The organism is Herbaspirillum sp. NPDC101397 (assembly GCF_044767325.1).
In the GTDB taxonomy this organism is placed as follows: Bacteria; Pseudomonadota; Gammaproteobacteria; order Burkholderiales; family Burkholderiaceae_D; genus Herbaspirillum.
In genome coordinates, this window is record NZ_JBIWNS010000004.1 from 171,053 (window position 1) to 185,830 (window position 14,778).

Annotated in this window: 15 protein-coding genes; all 15 read right to left on the bottom strand. The window is 51.0% G+C overall.

All coding sequences use genetic code 11. The features are described from left to right. Position 1: 1 nt before the first annotated feature. The 15 genes from ACIROW_RS11280 to ACIROW_RS11350 are packed head-to-tail and all read right to left on the bottom strand — an operon-like array spanning position 2 to position 14,768. Positions 2-664, bottom strand: coding sequence for a PIG-L deacetylase family protein (locus ACIROW_RS11280; RefSeq protein WP_402275301.1), 663 nt, complete (start codon positions 662-664; stop codon positions 2-4). Beyond that, a complete protein-coding gene (locus ACIROW_RS11285) occupies positions 661-1,542 on the bottom strand; it encodes a methionyl-tRNA formyltransferase (RefSeq protein WP_402275304.1) in 882 nt (293 codons plus the stop codon). The genes ACIROW_RS11280 and ACIROW_RS11285 overlap by 4 nt, the downstream gene beginning before the upstream one ends. Then, positions 1,533-2,702 (bottom strand): UDP-N-acetylglucosamine 2-epimerase, encoded by a 1,170-nt coding sequence (gene neuC / locus ACIROW_RS11290; RefSeq protein ID WP_402275307.1) that lies wholly within the window; start codon positions 2,700-2,702, stop codon positions 1,533-1,535. The genes ACIROW_RS11285 and neuC overlap by 10 nt, the downstream gene beginning before the upstream one ends. Further along, positions 2,699-3,706: an N-acetylneuraminate synthase gene (gene neuB / locus ACIROW_RS11295; protein ID WP_402275309.1), complete on the bottom strand. Its 1,008-nt coding sequence runs from the start codon at positions 3,704-3,706 to the stop codon at positions 2,699-2,701. The genes neuC and neuB overlap by 4 nt, the downstream gene beginning before the upstream one ends. Positions 3,707-3,710: 4 nt before the next feature. Continuing rightward, entirely contained in the window at positions 3,711-4,325 is a 615-nt protein-coding gene (locus ACIROW_RS11300) for an acetyltransferase (protein WP_402275312.1), read from the bottom strand. Further along, positions 4,322-5,509 (bottom strand): LegC family aminotransferase, encoded by a 1,188-nt coding sequence (locus ACIROW_RS11305; RefSeq protein ID WP_402275314.1) that lies wholly within the window; start codon positions 5,507-5,509, stop codon positions 4,322-4,324. The genes ACIROW_RS11300 and ACIROW_RS11305 overlap by 4 nt, the downstream gene beginning before the upstream one ends. Then, on the bottom strand, positions 5,506-6,510 hold the full coding sequence (locus tag ACIROW_RS11310) for an NAD-dependent 4,6-dehydratase LegB (protein ID WP_402275317.1): 1,005 nt from the start codon (positions 6,508-6,510) through the stop codon (positions 5,506-5,508). Before ACIROW_RS11310 ends, ACIROW_RS11305 begins: the two co-directional genes overlap by 4 nt. Before the next feature lie 37 nt (positions 6,511-6,547). Further along, on the bottom strand, positions 6,548-8,299 hold the full coding sequence (locus tag ACIROW_RS11315) for a hypothetical protein (protein ID WP_402275320.1): 1,752 nt from the start codon (positions 8,297-8,299) through the stop codon (positions 6,548-6,550). After that, a complete protein-coding gene (locus tag ACIROW_RS11320) occupies positions 8,299-9,537 on the bottom strand; it encodes an N-acetyl sugar amidotransferase (protein ID WP_402275323.1) in 1,239 nt (412 codons plus the stop codon). Before ACIROW_RS11320 ends, ACIROW_RS11315 begins: the two co-directional genes overlap by 1 nt. After that, positions 9,530-10,312, bottom strand: coding sequence for a HisA/HisF-related TIM barrel protein (locus tag ACIROW_RS11325; protein WP_402275325.1), 783 nt, complete (start codon positions 10,310-10,312; stop codon positions 9,530-9,532). Before ACIROW_RS11325 ends, ACIROW_RS11320 begins: the two co-directional genes overlap by 8 nt. Beyond that, positions 10,305-10,916, bottom strand: coding sequence for an imidazole glycerol phosphate synthase subunit HisH (gene hisH / locus ACIROW_RS11330; RefSeq protein WP_402275328.1), 612 nt, complete (start codon positions 10,914-10,916; stop codon positions 10,305-10,307). Before hisH ends, ACIROW_RS11325 begins: the two co-directional genes overlap by 8 nt. Continuing rightward, the gene (locus tag ACIROW_RS11335) at positions 10,913-12,043 is read right to left on the bottom strand and encodes an N-acetyl sugar amidotransferase (protein WP_402275330.1); all 1,131 of its coding nucleotides are present in this window, start codon (positions 12,041-12,043) and stop codon (positions 10,913-10,915) included. The genes hisH and ACIROW_RS11335 overlap by 4 nt, the downstream gene beginning before the upstream one ends. Continuing rightward, positions 12,040-12,924 carry a hypothetical protein gene (locus ACIROW_RS11340; RefSeq protein ID WP_402275332.1) on the bottom strand — a complete coding sequence of 295 codons (885 nt, stop codon included), beginning with the start codon at positions 12,922-12,924 and terminating at the stop codon, positions 12,040-12,042. Before ACIROW_RS11340 ends, ACIROW_RS11335 begins: the two co-directional genes overlap by 4 nt. Next, positions 12,914-13,435, bottom strand: coding sequence for a GNAT family N-acetyltransferase (locus tag ACIROW_RS11345; protein ID WP_402275335.1), 522 nt, complete (start codon positions 13,433-13,435; stop codon positions 12,914-12,916). Before ACIROW_RS11345 ends, ACIROW_RS11340 begins: the two co-directional genes overlap by 11 nt. Before the next feature lie 7 nt (positions 13,436-13,442). Continuing rightward, positions 13,443-14,768: a DegT/DnrJ/EryC1/StrS family aminotransferase gene (locus ACIROW_RS11350; protein WP_402275338.1), complete on the bottom strand. Its 1,326-nt coding sequence runs from the start codon at positions 14,766-14,768 to the stop codon at positions 13,443-13,445. Positions 14,769-14,778 lie beyond the last annotated feature (10 nt).

The window sequence follows — 14,778 nt, forward strand, 5'->3', positions numbered from 1 at the left end:
CTCAAGTCCGTTCCCTCAGCAATTCGAAGGCTTCGGCGGCCATAAAACCCGATGCTGCCCCTCGCACTTTGGCGAGTGCCCGGATTGCTTCATGGCTGCGTGGGAAAGGAAACTCTCCCAACTCGGATGTATAAATATCAATAGCCTCTATTTTTTTCTCCATATAGGGGGCGATATCAACGAAAACGTTGGGACGAAATACTGCCTCATGGCCGATACTAAAATCGGTTTCCGACAAAGTTTCATACGCAAGCACTCGCGTGACCGATGGATACCGAAACCATTTTGTACAACTCGCGACCGCGGTAAATAGCACGCGATGATCCGTATGCACATCCGAATAATGCGGGACCAGGACTTCATTTGGCTGAAACGTTTGAAAGATCTTGGATATCGCCGCCACTATATCGCCCATAGGGAAACGGTCCAACTGGGTGGTTGGAAAACCCAACTGAAAGACTTCGTCAAAACCAATCAACGATCGAACACGCTCTATCTCGCGCTCCCTGCGCGCCACTTTTTCGTCGCTCCACCCTGCCGCAGTGGAAATTTCAGTGCCAATTAGCCATGCTACGGAGCCTCCCTCACTCTTGCGACGCAACAACGTCCCGCCAGCACCCAGTATCTCGTCGTCGGGATGAGGAGCAATAACAATAGTTTTCATAAATAAGTTCCGACCGGAACAAAAAATGGAGGATCTGTTTCTATCAGAAAGATTGCGTCTTCGCCGCATTTGACGACTGGCTTGCCATCTCTCAGCGCAAAAACTTTTCCTGGCTCGTGATTTTGGCTGCACTCCTTCACTGGCACTGCCTGCCAAACCTTGACCGTACCGTCACCATAATCAAAATGCGCACCAACATACGGCCGAGATAAACCACGCACGAGATTGTGTACAGATTGTGCCGACATGCGCCAATCGATTCTGCCATCTGCGATACCTCGCTTGCGCCAGGTGTTCGACATGGCATGGTCCTGTTGCTGCCGAAGATTTTTTCCTTTGGCCAGGGCTGGAACAAACTCATCTAACTGCGCAATTGCCGTCTCCACCACCTTTTCGTAAAGTGTCGCGGCAACGTCATGATCATCAATCAACACTTCTCGCTGCGACAGGATATCGCCACTGTCTGCGCCTTCATCCATGAAGAAAAAAGTCGAGGCAGTATTTTTCAAGCCAAGAACGAGGGCCCAAATCAAGGGATGCCGGCCTCGGTTGGCCGGCAGTGCACTGGGATGATAGCCAACCACGCCTACCGGGGTCAGTTGCAGGAGCTCTTTCTTTAGCAGTTTTGACCAGCCAAAGCAAAAAATGACATCCGGAATCCGCGCGCGAATCCAATTCAACGTAGCGGCAGAATTTACATCGTCCGTGTAGCACCAATCTATGCCATTGGCTTCACACAATCCGGACAAATCCGAATGATCCGCATTGAATGCAGAAGCGTGCGTCGTGCAAACACCTACAATATGCACGCCGCGCTGTATGAGGTGCTGCAGCGTGCGTCGCGAGAACTCGACAGTCCCAATGAATACTATGCGCATGAGTGTGAAATATCGTAGAACCGCTTTTTTAATATGCCATCCAAAGAAATCGTTTTAAGGACATCAACAATTTTTTTGCTGGCCCCCGACTCTCCATAAGGATTGACAACGTTCGCCAGACTCAATTGAAACGGAGCTGAATAGAGATGCTGCAAAGCGGCAGTGATACTGGATTGCACAGGTTCGCAATTGATAACGCTTCCAGCCTGCAATCTCCCATCCTGGCGAGAACCGATATTGATCGTCCCTTTTTTGAAACTTGGCGCCTCGATTAGTCCGCTGGAAGAATTGCCGATGACGCCATCAACCTGAGCCAGGCAGGACAAATAGCGTAACTGCCCTAGCGAAGGAAACGCCACGGCGTTTGGATGCGCTTCCACGAAGCGGGCAATCATTCCGATCATCTCGCGACCATCCGTGTCAGCGTTAGGTAGCGTAAAGATAATTCTCGTCTCGTTAAGCTCGGCAAGTGATGCGAGCAATTCCTGCATTTGCACCCACGCAGTATTCGACTCCAACGTAACAGGATGAAAAGTCACCAGAAGATTTTTCTCGGCAAACGAAAAACCCAAAGAATTTTCCAATGCGGCGCGATCCATCAATTGGACCCTGTTGATACCATCCAGGCCCAACCCTCCCACGTTGTAAACCCTGACGGGATCTTCACCCAACTGAATGACACGCCGCCGATATTCTTCAGCCGCAACAAAATGAAGATGCGACATCTTGGTAATGGAGTGCCGAATGGCTTCGTCTATTAGACCTTCGGTTGCTTCTCCGCCATGCAAATGAGCGATCGGAATGCGTGAAGCCATTGCTGCTACAACGGCGCTGAATATCTCAAATCGGTCTCCCAGCACCAATACCAGATCCGGCGCCAAATCAGCAAAGACGTCTGCAAAACCAATCAGGCCCAGCCCCATCGACTTTGCGATTCCGACCGACGTATCTGAACTCATCAGGAGCTCGACCTTCTTATCTATTCTAAAGCCGTCCTTTTCGATTTCCTTGTAAGTCAGACCGAACTCGGGGGACAGGTGCATGCCGGTTGCAACAATCTGCAAGGTGAGATTCGGCTCGTTGCTGACTTCTTCCATTAACCAACGCAGCAGGCCGTATTCTGCGCGTGTACCAGTCACGATACAGATCTTTCGCTTCATAGCTCGATCAATTCATCTGCAGAAAAATCGCGTTTGGCCACACGGCCAATGACGTCATCCCAACTCATCGGAGAAATGCCGCTGCCGGGACGTTTGGCGACGAGATTATCGGATGTGAATATCTCTCCTGAACGAATTATCCGGCCGGCGACCAACGACTTTCGCACTACCTTCCGGTTCTGTACTTCGATTGGCGTCAATCGCTTTATCCCATCTCCAAGAGCGTACTCAATATGACGAATGGCATCGACCATCGCTTTTAGTTCGGTTGGTTCGAGGCTGGCCTTGTGATCGGGCCCGGGCAAATTTTTGTCTAGCGTGAAATGTTTTTCGATTACAGACGCTCCCAGAGCGACCGCAGCGGTCGCCACTTCAATGCCAACGGTGTGATCTGAATATCCAACCGCGACGCCGAACGCGCTCTGTATGCTCGCCATTGCACGTAGATTCACTTCATGCATTGGCGCTGGATATTCTGTCGTGCAATGCAGCACAGTAATCAGAGAGCGTGTCGTCCCGGCATTTTCCAAAACAGAAATCGCACTCTCGATATCCGCCATGGTCGACATGCCTGTCGACAGGATAACTTTTTTCCCAAAGCGCCCGATGTGACGAAGATAGGGAAGATTGCTGATTTCACCAGATGGGATTTTAAAAAAATCCTGCCCCAGAGACACCAATAAATCAACACTTTCAATATCGAAACCGGTAGAAAAAAAGCCTATCCCACGATTCTTGCAATGCTCTATCAACACGCGATGATCTGTTTCCGAGAGCTCCAGACGTGCAAGCATTTCATATTGGGATTCCTTAACCCCGGTGTTTTGCACCTGATAGTCCGCTTGCGCAGCGCTACGCGTAGTAAGCCGTGTAGCGCTGAAAGTCTGAAATTTAACCAGATCGGCGCCCGCTGCTGCGGCAACATCCACCAAGCGCTTGGCCATGTGAATATCACCGTTATGATTTACGCCTGCTTCGGCAATGATGAGGGTCTTACTTGTCATGTCTCTATCCTACGAATTCTGAATTGTCGGAAAGATGGTGCCTGAGATGGACGCCCATTCCTATCATGCATTTTTCTCCGACTTGCAAGCCTTGCTTCACAACGCTGCCACTACCAATGAATGTGCGCTCGCCAATACAGACATCACCATTCACGATCGCTCCAGTGGAAATATGGCAGTGATCGCCAATGACAGCGCCGTGCTCGACCAAAGCGCGTGTATTAATAATGCAATTTTCACCAATGCGTGCGCCTGCATTGACAACTGCACCGTGCATCACAATTGTCCCCGCGCCGATTTTCGCGTGTGGCGATACGTAAGCTCCCGGCGAGACAATCACCGGCATTTTAAATCCCAGCAACTTTGTTTTCGCGTATAAGTGAGCCCTTGGTTCTGCTGATTTGATCTGCCCCAAGACTATAAAAGCGTATTGGATCGTCTCCGACATCTTGATTAAATCGTCATCAGTGCCGATAACGGTATAACCCAGACGGACTTGATTCACCTCACCGTCGCAACCAACCAGTCCAGCGATGTTGTACCTTCCATCCTGCTCGATGACGTCAATGCATGCATCTGAATGCCCCCCTGCTCCGATTAGGATCAAGTCGGGTTTCACGACGTTGCAGCCACCAAATGTGGGCTACTTGGAATATTGATCAGTCGTTGCGCAAGGTCTTCCACACAAGAAAGATCCATCCGTGGCTCACTGTCAAAATGCGGCAGCTCACTCATGAGCGTCCAAACGGGACGCGTCATTACCTTCTGCTCATTGGTTGCAGTCAACAGACAATCACGCAAAGTGGCGTCGCGCTCAGCCAACTCAATGGTCTGCAACCAATAATTGCTGACGCAATTCGCTGGCTCTTCAACCAGTCGCAATCCACTAACGTTTTTGAAGGCGTCCTTATAGCGTAAAAACAATTCACGCTTTGCCGCCAGCATATCCGGCAGCTGCTCCAGCTGCGCACAGCCTAGCGCCGCGTTGAGATTTGGCAGACGGTAGTTATAAGCGATTTCGTCATGGCGGTATTCCCATGCATGAGGAAGCTTGGCTGTGGTTGTCAGATGCTTGGCCCGACGAGCCAATTCGGAGTCGTTAGTGAGAATAGCGCCACCGCCTCCGGTAGTGATGGTTTTATTGCCGTTAAAACTGAGCGTACCCATGCGACCGAAAGTACCCGTGTGGCGGCCGTGATAGTAACTTCCGAGTGACTCGGCTGCATCTTCAACCAACGTGATATTGAAATCGCGAGACACTGCAAGCAACGCGTCCAGGTCGCCGGGATGTCCGAATGTATGCATCGGCACAAGCGCGCGAATAACCCGACCACTGTGACGATTTATGCAACAACCGAGTCTTTGCTCGGTGTTTTCCTGAAGATAGTTGCGCAGCTTTTCCGCATCCACCCCGAGGTTTCGTGCCGTGCTATCGACAAAGTGAGGATGCGCACGACAGTAGGCAACGGCATTCGCCGTAGCGGCGAAGGTCAACGCAGGCACGAGCACTTCGTCATCCGGCTCCACACCGGCCAGCATAAAAGCAATATGGAGCGCAGCGGTACCATTGACTACGGCGACCGCATGTCGCGCTCCGGTAAACGCAGCCAAGTCACTCTCAAAACGGTCAACGAATTTTCCGACCGACGACACGAAAGTCGAGTCCAGGCACTCTTTCAAATAGATCCATTCGTTGCCATTGAATCGTGGTTCATGCAAGGCGGCAGGAGCTGTCCCGATGACGCTTCGAATCGCTTCGACGACGCGCCCGGCCAATATGGCGTTGGAGTCAGGAGTGCTCATACGTTATAAATATTAGATTTATAGGCAGAAAGATTGCCAGACTTCACAAACCACTCAGCGGTTTCGACCAGACCGCGCTTGAATCCCTCGCGGCCGGCATAAGCCGGTTGCCAGCCGAAGAGAATGTTGGCCTTGTCGTTAGCGGCCCAAAGACGTTCCACTTCCGAGTTCTCAGGTCGCAATCTCGCCTCATCAGTGACTATCTCTACCTCAACGTTCATGGCTTCTGCAATCAGACGTGCGGTATCTCCAATGGATATTTCAAAATTGCTGCCAAAATTGACAACTTCACCCAGCCCCTGGTCAGACTCCATGGCGGCGATGAAGCCTGCAACCGTGTCTCGGACGTAATTGAAGTCTCGCGTAGGCGACACTGCACCAAGCTTGATCTGACGTTGGCCACTGGCGATCTGCGTAATGATCGTCGGGATAACGGCTCTAGCCGATTGACGCGGACCGTAGGTATTGAAAGGACGAGCGATGACAACAGGCAGCCCAAAAGAAGCATGGAACGAATATGCCAACTGATCGGCAGCGATCTTCGTTGCAGAATAAGGCGACTGGCCGACCAGTGGATGCAATTCTGTAATCGGGACAAATTGCGCAGTCCCATACACCTCGCTGGTGGAGGTATGTACTAATCTTTTCACACCCAGATCACGGGCCGCCTGGAGGACGTTGAGCGTTCCCTTTACGTTAGTGTCGACGTAAGTATCCGGAGAATGATACGAATAAGGGATCGCAATCAAAGCCGCCAAATGCAATACCACGTCACATCCCTTCATCGCTTCTTTTACGCCATGAGGGTCGCGAATATCGCCGGAGAAGACTTCAAAATGTCCTTTCACATCCTCGGCGGCTTGATCCAGCCAGCCCCATGAATTGAAAGAGTTGTAGAGCGTGAACGCACGAACTTCATGGCCTTGACGAACCAATGTTTCGACAAGATGCGACCCGATGAAACCGTCTGCGCCAGTGACTAGGATTTTAGATTTTTTCACATTTAATATCTTAAATTGCACAACAACATAAAAATTATCACGTCGAACTTGGTAAATAGGGCGATAACTGCGTCAGCAAGTTTTGTTTATATTCCTCAAAACTATCGAATTGATAAGCAATCAATTCTGCAAGGCTCGCCATGCGGGCTTCATGCTCCCGGCGTATTCCTGGAGCGTCCTTAATCCAACCTTGCACAGCCTCTAGCGCAAGATCCGGATCAAGAAACACGCCATCAATGGATGTTTGCCAGAGATAGAGATCCGGATCGCTCCAAAAATCGACACTGTAAAATGCACCGCCAGCACTACAGAGATCCACTGCGGAGCTCGATATTGACGTCACGAATAGATCGCTCACGTGCAGGAAGTCAAACAACTCATATTCTTTATGTGTTAACAGAATATTCGGTGCATTGCCGAGTTGTTCCACATAAAAATTTGCGTATTTTTCCGGCGGCGCCACTGGCTTCATCCGAACAAATACGCATATTTCAGGGTCCTCTGCCAGTCGCTTTGCCCATAACATCAGCCGACGCTCGACAGACAGCAACCCATCCTGAATACCGCAAGACAAAATGGTGACGGCTTTTCGGGCACCTTTGAAATCCTGCAGACGTCTGATGCGCGCCTTCATTGCAACGTCTTCCGGAGACTTCAAATGAGGACTATATGCTCCCGTTTTGAGGAAGACTTTTGTAGCAGCCCCTTGCAGGCGATATACATTTTCCAGCAGCCTGGAAGGCGAGCACAGCACATCATAGTTATAGCGATACTCTGGCGAAAAAAAATGATCTATCGCGTAAGCATTATAGGGAACAAACACAGAATTATTACCGCGCTCCCTCAACAACTCATTCCTGACCGCTTTAGTGGTCGACATATGCTCGAATGTCAGATAAGTGCTTCTTTGGGCGTCAGGAGCTAACAGACTTCCTTGGAGCAGGCATTTGAAATAGTCAAACAACAAGGGGCCGTAATTAGCAAATCGCAGGCAATTTTTTCCTGCGAACAAAAGAAAGCCTCGCAGCAAAACATATACCCGCGCCACGCCACGATCATTTAGTCCGTGAACTTGCAATCCCAGGGACTTGAACTCTTCATTATCGAACGCACTGACATAGTGCCTCTGGATGAAATACTGCACATTGGCACGGGTTCCGAGCAATTCCCGGAACATGTCATAAATTTTTTTACAATCGACTTCACAAATGATCGCTTGCTGCAAAGTCGGACGCGCGACACGATTTTTCCTGACAAAGTGGAAGGCAAAGAATGGAGCGACCAGAACACCTGCAAAAAACTGCAACCCTGAAAATCCCATCGCCTGCCGAACTTCCAGTCGAGGGGTGGTAACAACGCTTGTATCCACCGCCAGAGAATTAATCGTCAGACTCACGCTGCAATGCGGATTTTCGTCTGCGTATTGGCAAGCCAAGCCAATGAATTCATATCGATTGAACAAGAAATCCAGCAAGAATTTTTCGGCAATCAGATGATAGTCAATGGCGAGTTTCTTTCTCAAGCCGAAGTCCCACAAATCCACATGAAATGTCTGGATTTTCTTGAGTGCACGAGCATAGGCATTTTTCCGAATGCCAGTGATTTTCTCGAGGTCACCGTACCAAATAGTGCTGGCGTGGGGCGAAATATCCATACGCAGCAATTTGGAAAAAATGCGCAATGGCAGAGACTGCGTATTGTAAAAAATCTTGCGATTGAATATCGCGGCAGCGATATACGCCATTAAACTCAACGTCTCATAAAATCGGATCTGCTCTGCGGCACGCATCAGTACCAACCTTTGCCAATTGTGATGTAGCCACGGAGATTGTCGCACTCCATTTCATTTGTCGCTGAGAAAAGTGGTGTTGCCGGAACCGGCGATATGTCTGAGTCGCTTTGCAGACTGCTCCACCCCTGGAATGTCCATTCACCAGGCTCGCCTTCCTTCCAGAAACGTGGATTCCTGTGCTGATCAAGAATAAATTGCAAAGCTTTCGGTGTAACACCAAGCCATGTACAGAAGTTTTCCAGATATTGCAAAGGACGCTGCTCCCGAGAACGAACCATCGCCAGCCCTTGCTCACGGCTAAGTCGCCCAAATCGAATCTCTCTTGACGCATGATCCGTCACCTTCGAGTAACCATGCTTGTACAACTTCAACTGATCATGTAAATCCATGTAATTGAAACAGTCCACATGGTCGTAGCAATCAAATGTCCTCGCAAAAGCTGCCGTCTGGTAGCCGTGATCAGACATCATTTTTTCATGCTGCGCCTTTGGATCCCATCGCACATAGTTGCCCAGATAGATGCCGCGCACCCCCACAGCGTGTAGGTCACTGTCATCCGGATAACGATACTGCCATACGTCTTTTTCCTGAAGCGTATCAAAAATGGACAAAAGATCATCCGCTTCGCGCCCCATCAAATCGTGATCTTTACGATAGCGGCGACTCATCTCGACTTCATGTTCATGCGAAAACATTCCTACCTGCTCCAACCCTTGATGCGCCCCCCAGATAATCAACGGAATGCGATAGCGCACTGCCGTCTGTACAGGAAATACTGTTTGCCCCGCAAGAATCGGCCAATAGATGCTGCCTAATTCTCTTAAAGTAGTGCGGACAATTTTTTTCACCGATATAGGATTGACATTCTGATAAACGATGTCGCAGTTAAATCTAATGCGCAATTGCGCCAGGTTGCGTATGCCAAGCGGAGTATTAAAATATTTGTTGTACGTCACCAGTAACGGATTGAGCCCGAGTCGCTCCTTGACGAGATGGACGATATAGAACGAATCTTGTGAGCCGCTCACCGGAACGATGCAGTCATAAAACTCACCATCCCGACGACGATAAGGCGCGACCAGATCTTTCAGTTTTTCCCAGCGGGCATCCCAGTCCAGGGTGTCTTTTTCTTCATGCACGCTGCATCCCGAGCAAATACCATGCTCATCGAGAATCAGGCCGAGTGGATGCGCCGAGGTGTACAAGCAGCGTTTACAAAATTGAATGTCAGTCATTGCTGAGAAATGAATGTTCGGTTGCGTACATCGGTGGCCTGAAGGTCGAACGCTCCAAAGCATTCTTGAATTGCTGGATTGCCAGTTCGCGGTAGCTCAGAAAATTTCCAACAGCAACAGCCACAACCTTGGGCATGGCAAGGAAATTTTGCATTTGCCGGGGAGTACTGATTCCGCCGAACAACAGCAAGGGCAGCTCACCGAAATCGAAGGCATCAGCCAGAACAGCGTCAAAACCCGCAGCATGGCCTTCATGGAGATAGTCGATCAGCAATACTTCAGAAACCATCTTCTGCTCTACGATATCTGCCAGCGCCTCGATTGAACCTAATGCCTTGCTGCGGTAGTCGTACCATTGCAGCGTGTTCGCGCTCATCGCAACAGGTATCGATGCTATCAATGCCTGAACCCCCAGTTGCTGTCCCAGCTCCGACAAGACTTGCCGGTCGTCATGCAGGAGAGCGTCGATTGCAATCCGGTCTGCGCCAGCCTGAACGACCCGAACACCATCATCCACCGTACGGATGCCGCCGCCATATATCAAAGGAGTACCCAGCCCCAACTGGGCCAATTTTTCGAGTAGCTGGAAATCGGGGCCTTTCGCATGAGCGCTGCGGTCGATGCATTGAACCAGGATTTCGTCTGCGCCCCAACGATCCAGATTTTCTACCAGGCATTCAGGGCGCCCAAGAGGAAGATATCGGCTATAGCCAAACGACTGCACTGCCCAACCCTCTTTTACCGTCACTACCCCAATCAATCGTTTCTTAAGCATTGGCGAGTTCCGTCATCAACGACTGCAATAAAACTCTGCCAGCTGTCTGGCTTTTTTCAGGATGGAACTGCAAGCCTACGACTGATCCGCGTCGGATGATCGCAGCAAACGTGAGCCCGTTGCTGACTCGTGCTATCTGAAATTCAGCCATTCCACGATAATAAAAAGCATGATTAAAATAGAACGCCTGCATGTCGCTCCCTCGTACCAGCGCATCGCCACCGGGGCAATTTAGCGTATTCCATCCGATGTGCCAGCCCCCATTGTCGAAAGGCACAATTTCTCCAGGAATAAGACCAAGACCTTCGGTGTAACCATGCTCATCGGACGTGCTTGCCAATAGCTGCATACCAAGACAGATCCCTACGATGGGACGCCGTAGTGCTGCCTGCTCGCGCAAATAGCTGACCAGCCCCCGCTGATGGAGCTCACGCATGGCGGCAGGAAAAGCACCTACACCTGGCAGAAAAAGAATGTCGACGCCATCGAGCTCACTTGCCAGGCCGCTGATGCGCACCCGAAAGCCCAACGATCTCAGCGTATGTACAACCGAGGCATGATTCCCCATTCCGTAGTCGACCACACCAATGGTGATGACTTTCATAGCCCGACTCCTACCTTGTACTTCCTGCGTACAGCGCCGGCAGCATCGATCGTAAACAGATCACGATTGATTGCCGAATCAACTTGCTCCCGAAACCGCGCCTTGGAAATGCCAATGTAAGCACAAAAGCTATCGATATATTCGTCGCTGCAGGCATCATCATATTTCTCAACCAGGTCGATTCCTCGGTTGCGCGTCATGCGGCCAAGCCGAATTTCTTCGTTGGCATAGTCAGTTACACGTCCGAAACCAAACTTGTAATACTTTATCATCTGGTTCAGCGTCACCCAGTCCTCGTCCAGAGATGTAATACCCAGTAAATCCCCGGTGTTGGCAACTGAATCCTCTCTCAACTGCAGGCCACTCGCGACCGAATACATGCCGTTGTTAGCGAGGGACCAATCCCCGAGGAACCATCCAAGATAGACGATTTGCAAGCCATGAGCGTCAAATTGTTCGGGCGATGGATATTGATAGGCGATCAAATCCTGCCGCTGCACGCCGGCTTCCAACATCCAGTCAGAGGCAGCTCCTGAGAGGGTATTCATGTAACGCAGGTTGTTGCCGTCATAACCCGTGCGCCCCAACGTCTTGAGATCCCCCAACTGCAAACCGGGATTTTCGCCCCACAAAATCAACGAAATACCATAACGTATCGCTAATTGAGGGACGGAACTGAATAAAGCCAATTCGGTCGATTTTGCCCAATTAGTGAACCGATCAAAAGACGCCCGCATCAGATTTTTCCAAGTACCCGGCGCGGGTGCCGACAACACGACATCGAAACCAAGTTCGATCAAGTTAGAGATATTGTCCACACCGCGCTGAGTTACTTGCTCCGGCGGATAACTCAGGCATGCCAACAACGGCCGCAAGCCAAGTTTGTCCCTTACCCACAACGCTTGGCGAGTGCTGTCCTTACCTCCGCTGACGCCGATGATGCAATCAAAATGTTGCCCTTGTTTGCGAGGAAAAGCTGTCAGCAGATCTTGCAGGATATCGTAACGCTCTTGCCAGTCCACATGTTGCAAGCGACCGAAGTAGTCACACGCAGGGCATAAACCTTCCGCCGTGAATTTCGTATTTGGCCGCGTGTCGGGCTGCAGGCAATTCGTACAGTACTTCATTTGTAATCCAGTTCCCCGAGCCGTATCAGGCCCGATTGCGGTAGCCGGCAAGGCGGCGCCCACGGTGGTTGCGTACAATAAACGACGCGCCCTGCCTGCAAAGCCAGAGCTAGCGCGAACGACTCGCAACCGGCGACCCAGTCGGCGCGGCCCAGCGATTCGAAAATCGCGGGGGAGTCATCCAGAATGAGGTTCAATTGCGGATGCCGTCTTATCCAATCATCATATTTTCCCAACGGATCAGAAGGATGCGGTCGTAACCTGATTTGGATGGTGGACGGCAAATCTAGCAAACTCAACTTCTCGACGAAATAATCCAAAGCCTGAAATTCACCAGGATGTCCTCTTCCCCAATCGCTCCTCGCGGGTTCGAGAACATATAGCAACTCGGGCATCAACGGCCGTGGAACAGCAGCGATTTTTGCCAGCTGTTGCCGCAGGTACCAATTTTCCACCTGCACTACGCGGGCACCGGGAAAACTCGCTTGCGCGATCGCCAGTGCATCCTCATCGGTCACCCAAAATTCATCCGGCCAGACAACTTCTGCGTCACGAACGAAACGTTCCGCATAATTTACCCAATGGTCTATCACCGCAACCGATGGAATGTTCATTCTACGAGCAGCTAACCTCGCCAAATGTTCACAGTCGCTTGCCCAGCCCGTGCCGCTGATTAGCAACTCAACACCTTCCAGCGCCTCTTCAGGTGTCTCGTACACAGGTATCTCTGGGAAAGATTCAATCCACAAGCGATATGCAGGCCCTTGCATGCACGCCCGCCAGTCGGTACGACCACTGTGCTTGAGCGCGGCAATAATGACATTCGCCGCGCCGGCGTCATGACATATGACAGCTGTGGAAGATGGATAGTCAGGCGTCACGGAACTTTGCGTAATACAGAATATCGACAGCCTCATCCTCGATAATCTCCTGAGCCACGCGGGTTGCTTCCAGATGCATGCCGTATCGTTCCATTATTCGTATCATGCCCTTGTTCACAACAGCTGTACCGGCCGTCAATTTACGGATGCCTCGTGTCGCAAAAAGCCAGTCACAAAACGTACGCCACGCATCGAAGCCGTATCCTCCACCCCAGACCGCCGCTTCGCCGACAAGCAAGCCCACGTCAACGGTGCCATGAGCTCGCGACAAATAGGCAGTCATGGTCCCGATCATCATGTCGTCTTCCCGACGACGCAGCGCAACGAAGAGGTTGTCGGTGCCGCTGAAGCTTTGTAAATAATTCAGGCTGCTGGCGTGATCATGTCGCAGGAATCGCTGGTTGCTAAAGCGCAAAATACGCGGATCGTTCAACCAGGAAAGGTAGGTTTCTCCTATATCTTCTTCGACAAACGGACTCAATTTCACCTTCTCGCCGACAAGAACGGGCATACACATGTCAGGACGCAGCGTGGCGACGGAGAACTTCCAGATTGGACCAAGCCTTGTGAAAGGCTTTGGCGACATCATCAATGTCTGCGCGACTCATACCGGGACGCATCATTTCATGCGTAATGACGCGATGGAAGTGCGCCTCTTCGACATTGGGACAACTTCCTTTTTGATAACTGATGTTACCAGCCGCATGCGCTTTGGCCATCGGCAGTCCCGGACCACTGCATGCCTCCGGGTTCTGAAACAGTGGCAGCAGATACAAAGGCCTGACATAGCCGGCCCCCATCAATGCTCCATCACCTTCCCGCAACTCCGTCGCGGGCAATTCCGCTCGAATGGTCCGCACCAACAAATCCCGGGATACACCCGTAATTGCAGCATCGTAGTCAAGTGCATGCACGTAGTAAACGTGATCCCCTGCTGCTCCTACATGGGGCATTGTCAATCCGGGGAGATCCTTGAGCTGATTTTCAAGATAGGTGATATTTTCTTTTCGCTGTGCAATCAGGCCCACGCCTTTTTTGAGTTGCGCCAGCCCGATTGCCGCTTCGATCTCACCCAATCGAAAATTAAAACCAATCATGTTCCTTAGGTTAGAAACGCCTTTCTTCTCGACCACCGCTTCTGCGTGGTTTCGAATCAACTGCACACGCTCTGCGAGCGCGTCGTCATTTGTCGTGACGATGCCGCCCTCTCCCGTATGAATATGCTTGTGATAGTTCAGCGAGAACACACCCATGTGCCCCAGGCCACCAACCGGACGCCCCTTGTAAGTTGCATAAGGCGCCTGAGCACAGTCCTCGATGACGATCAGGTTGTGCTCTTCCGCAAGCTCCATGATGGGATCCATATCTGCAGGCTGCCCGAAAATATGCACGACTATGATGGCCCGAGTACGCGAAGTAATCTTTGGTCGGATCGTCTCTGCGGAAAGGCAGTAGCTGCGAGGATCGATATCGGCGAAGACCGGCACCCCATTGAAAATCAACGGCGCTGTTGCCGACGCCGCCATCGTATAGGGGGATACAATAACCTCATCTCCTGGCTGAATACCGGCCGCGCCAATAGCAGCATAGAGGCCGCTGGTACAAGAGTTGACCGATATGCCATGCTTGACCTGCGAATTGTCGGCCCAAGCTCGCTCGAATGCCTGCACTTCCGGACCGCCATAAAAATCTTCGTGCCAAGCTCCCAAGAAGCGCGACAAGATCCCACTGTCCAGTACTCGGCAGGCCGCTTCTTTTTCTTCCACTCCCATAACTTTATAGGCAGGAAATAGTTTGGTGCGGATGGGGGGCCCCCCAAAAAGAGCGAGAGTATTTGTATTCATCGGATTTCCT

Bases quoted from the DNA above. Each gene is read 5' to 3' on its own strand.
- ACIROW_RS11285 (WP_402275304.1), bottom strand. From the start codon at position 1,542: ATGCGCATAGTATTCATTGGGACTGTCGAGTTCTCGCGACGCACGCTG.
- neuC (WP_402275307.1), bottom strand. From the start codon at position 2,702: ATGAAGCGAAAGATCTGTATCGTGACTGGTACACGCGCAGAATACGGC.
- ACIROW_RS11305 (WP_402275314.1), bottom strand. From the start codon at position 5,509: ATGAGCACTCCTGACTCCAACGCCATATTGGCCGGGCGCGTCGTCGAA.
- ACIROW_RS11325 (WP_402275325.1), bottom strand. From the start codon at position 10,312: ATGCTTAAGAAACGATTGATTGGGGTAGTGACGGTAAAAGAGGGTTGG.
- ACIROW_RS11320 (WP_402275323.1), bottom strand. From the start codon at position 9,537: ATGACTGACATTCAATTTTGTAAACGCTGCTTGTACACCTCGGCGCAT.
- ACIROW_RS11280 (WP_402275301.1), bottom strand. From the start codon at position 664: ATGAAAACTATTGTTATTGCTCCTCATCCCGACGACGAGATACTGGGT.
- ACIROW_RS11335 (WP_402275330.1), bottom strand. From the start codon at position 12,043: ATGAAGTACTGTACGAATTGCCTGCAGCCCGACACGCGGCCAAATACG.
- ACIROW_RS11350 (WP_402275338.1), bottom strand. From the start codon at position 14,768: ATGAATACAAATACTCTCGCTCTTTTTGGGGGGCCCCCCATCCGCACC.
- ACIROW_RS11345 (WP_402275335.1), bottom strand. From the start codon at position 13,435: ATGCCCGTTCTTGTCGGCGAGAAGGTGAAATTGAGTCCGTTTGTCGAA.
- hisH (WP_402275328.1), bottom strand. From the start codon at position 10,916: ATGAAAGTCATCACCATTGGTGTGGTCGACTACGGAATGGGGAATCAT.
- neuB (WP_402275309.1), bottom strand. From the start codon at position 3,706: ATGACAAGTAAGACCCTCATCATTGCCGAAGCAGGCGTAAATCATAAC.
- ACIROW_RS11315 (WP_402275320.1), bottom strand. From the start codon at position 8,299: ATGCGTGCCGCAGAGCAGATCCGATTTTATGAGACGTTGAGTTTAATG.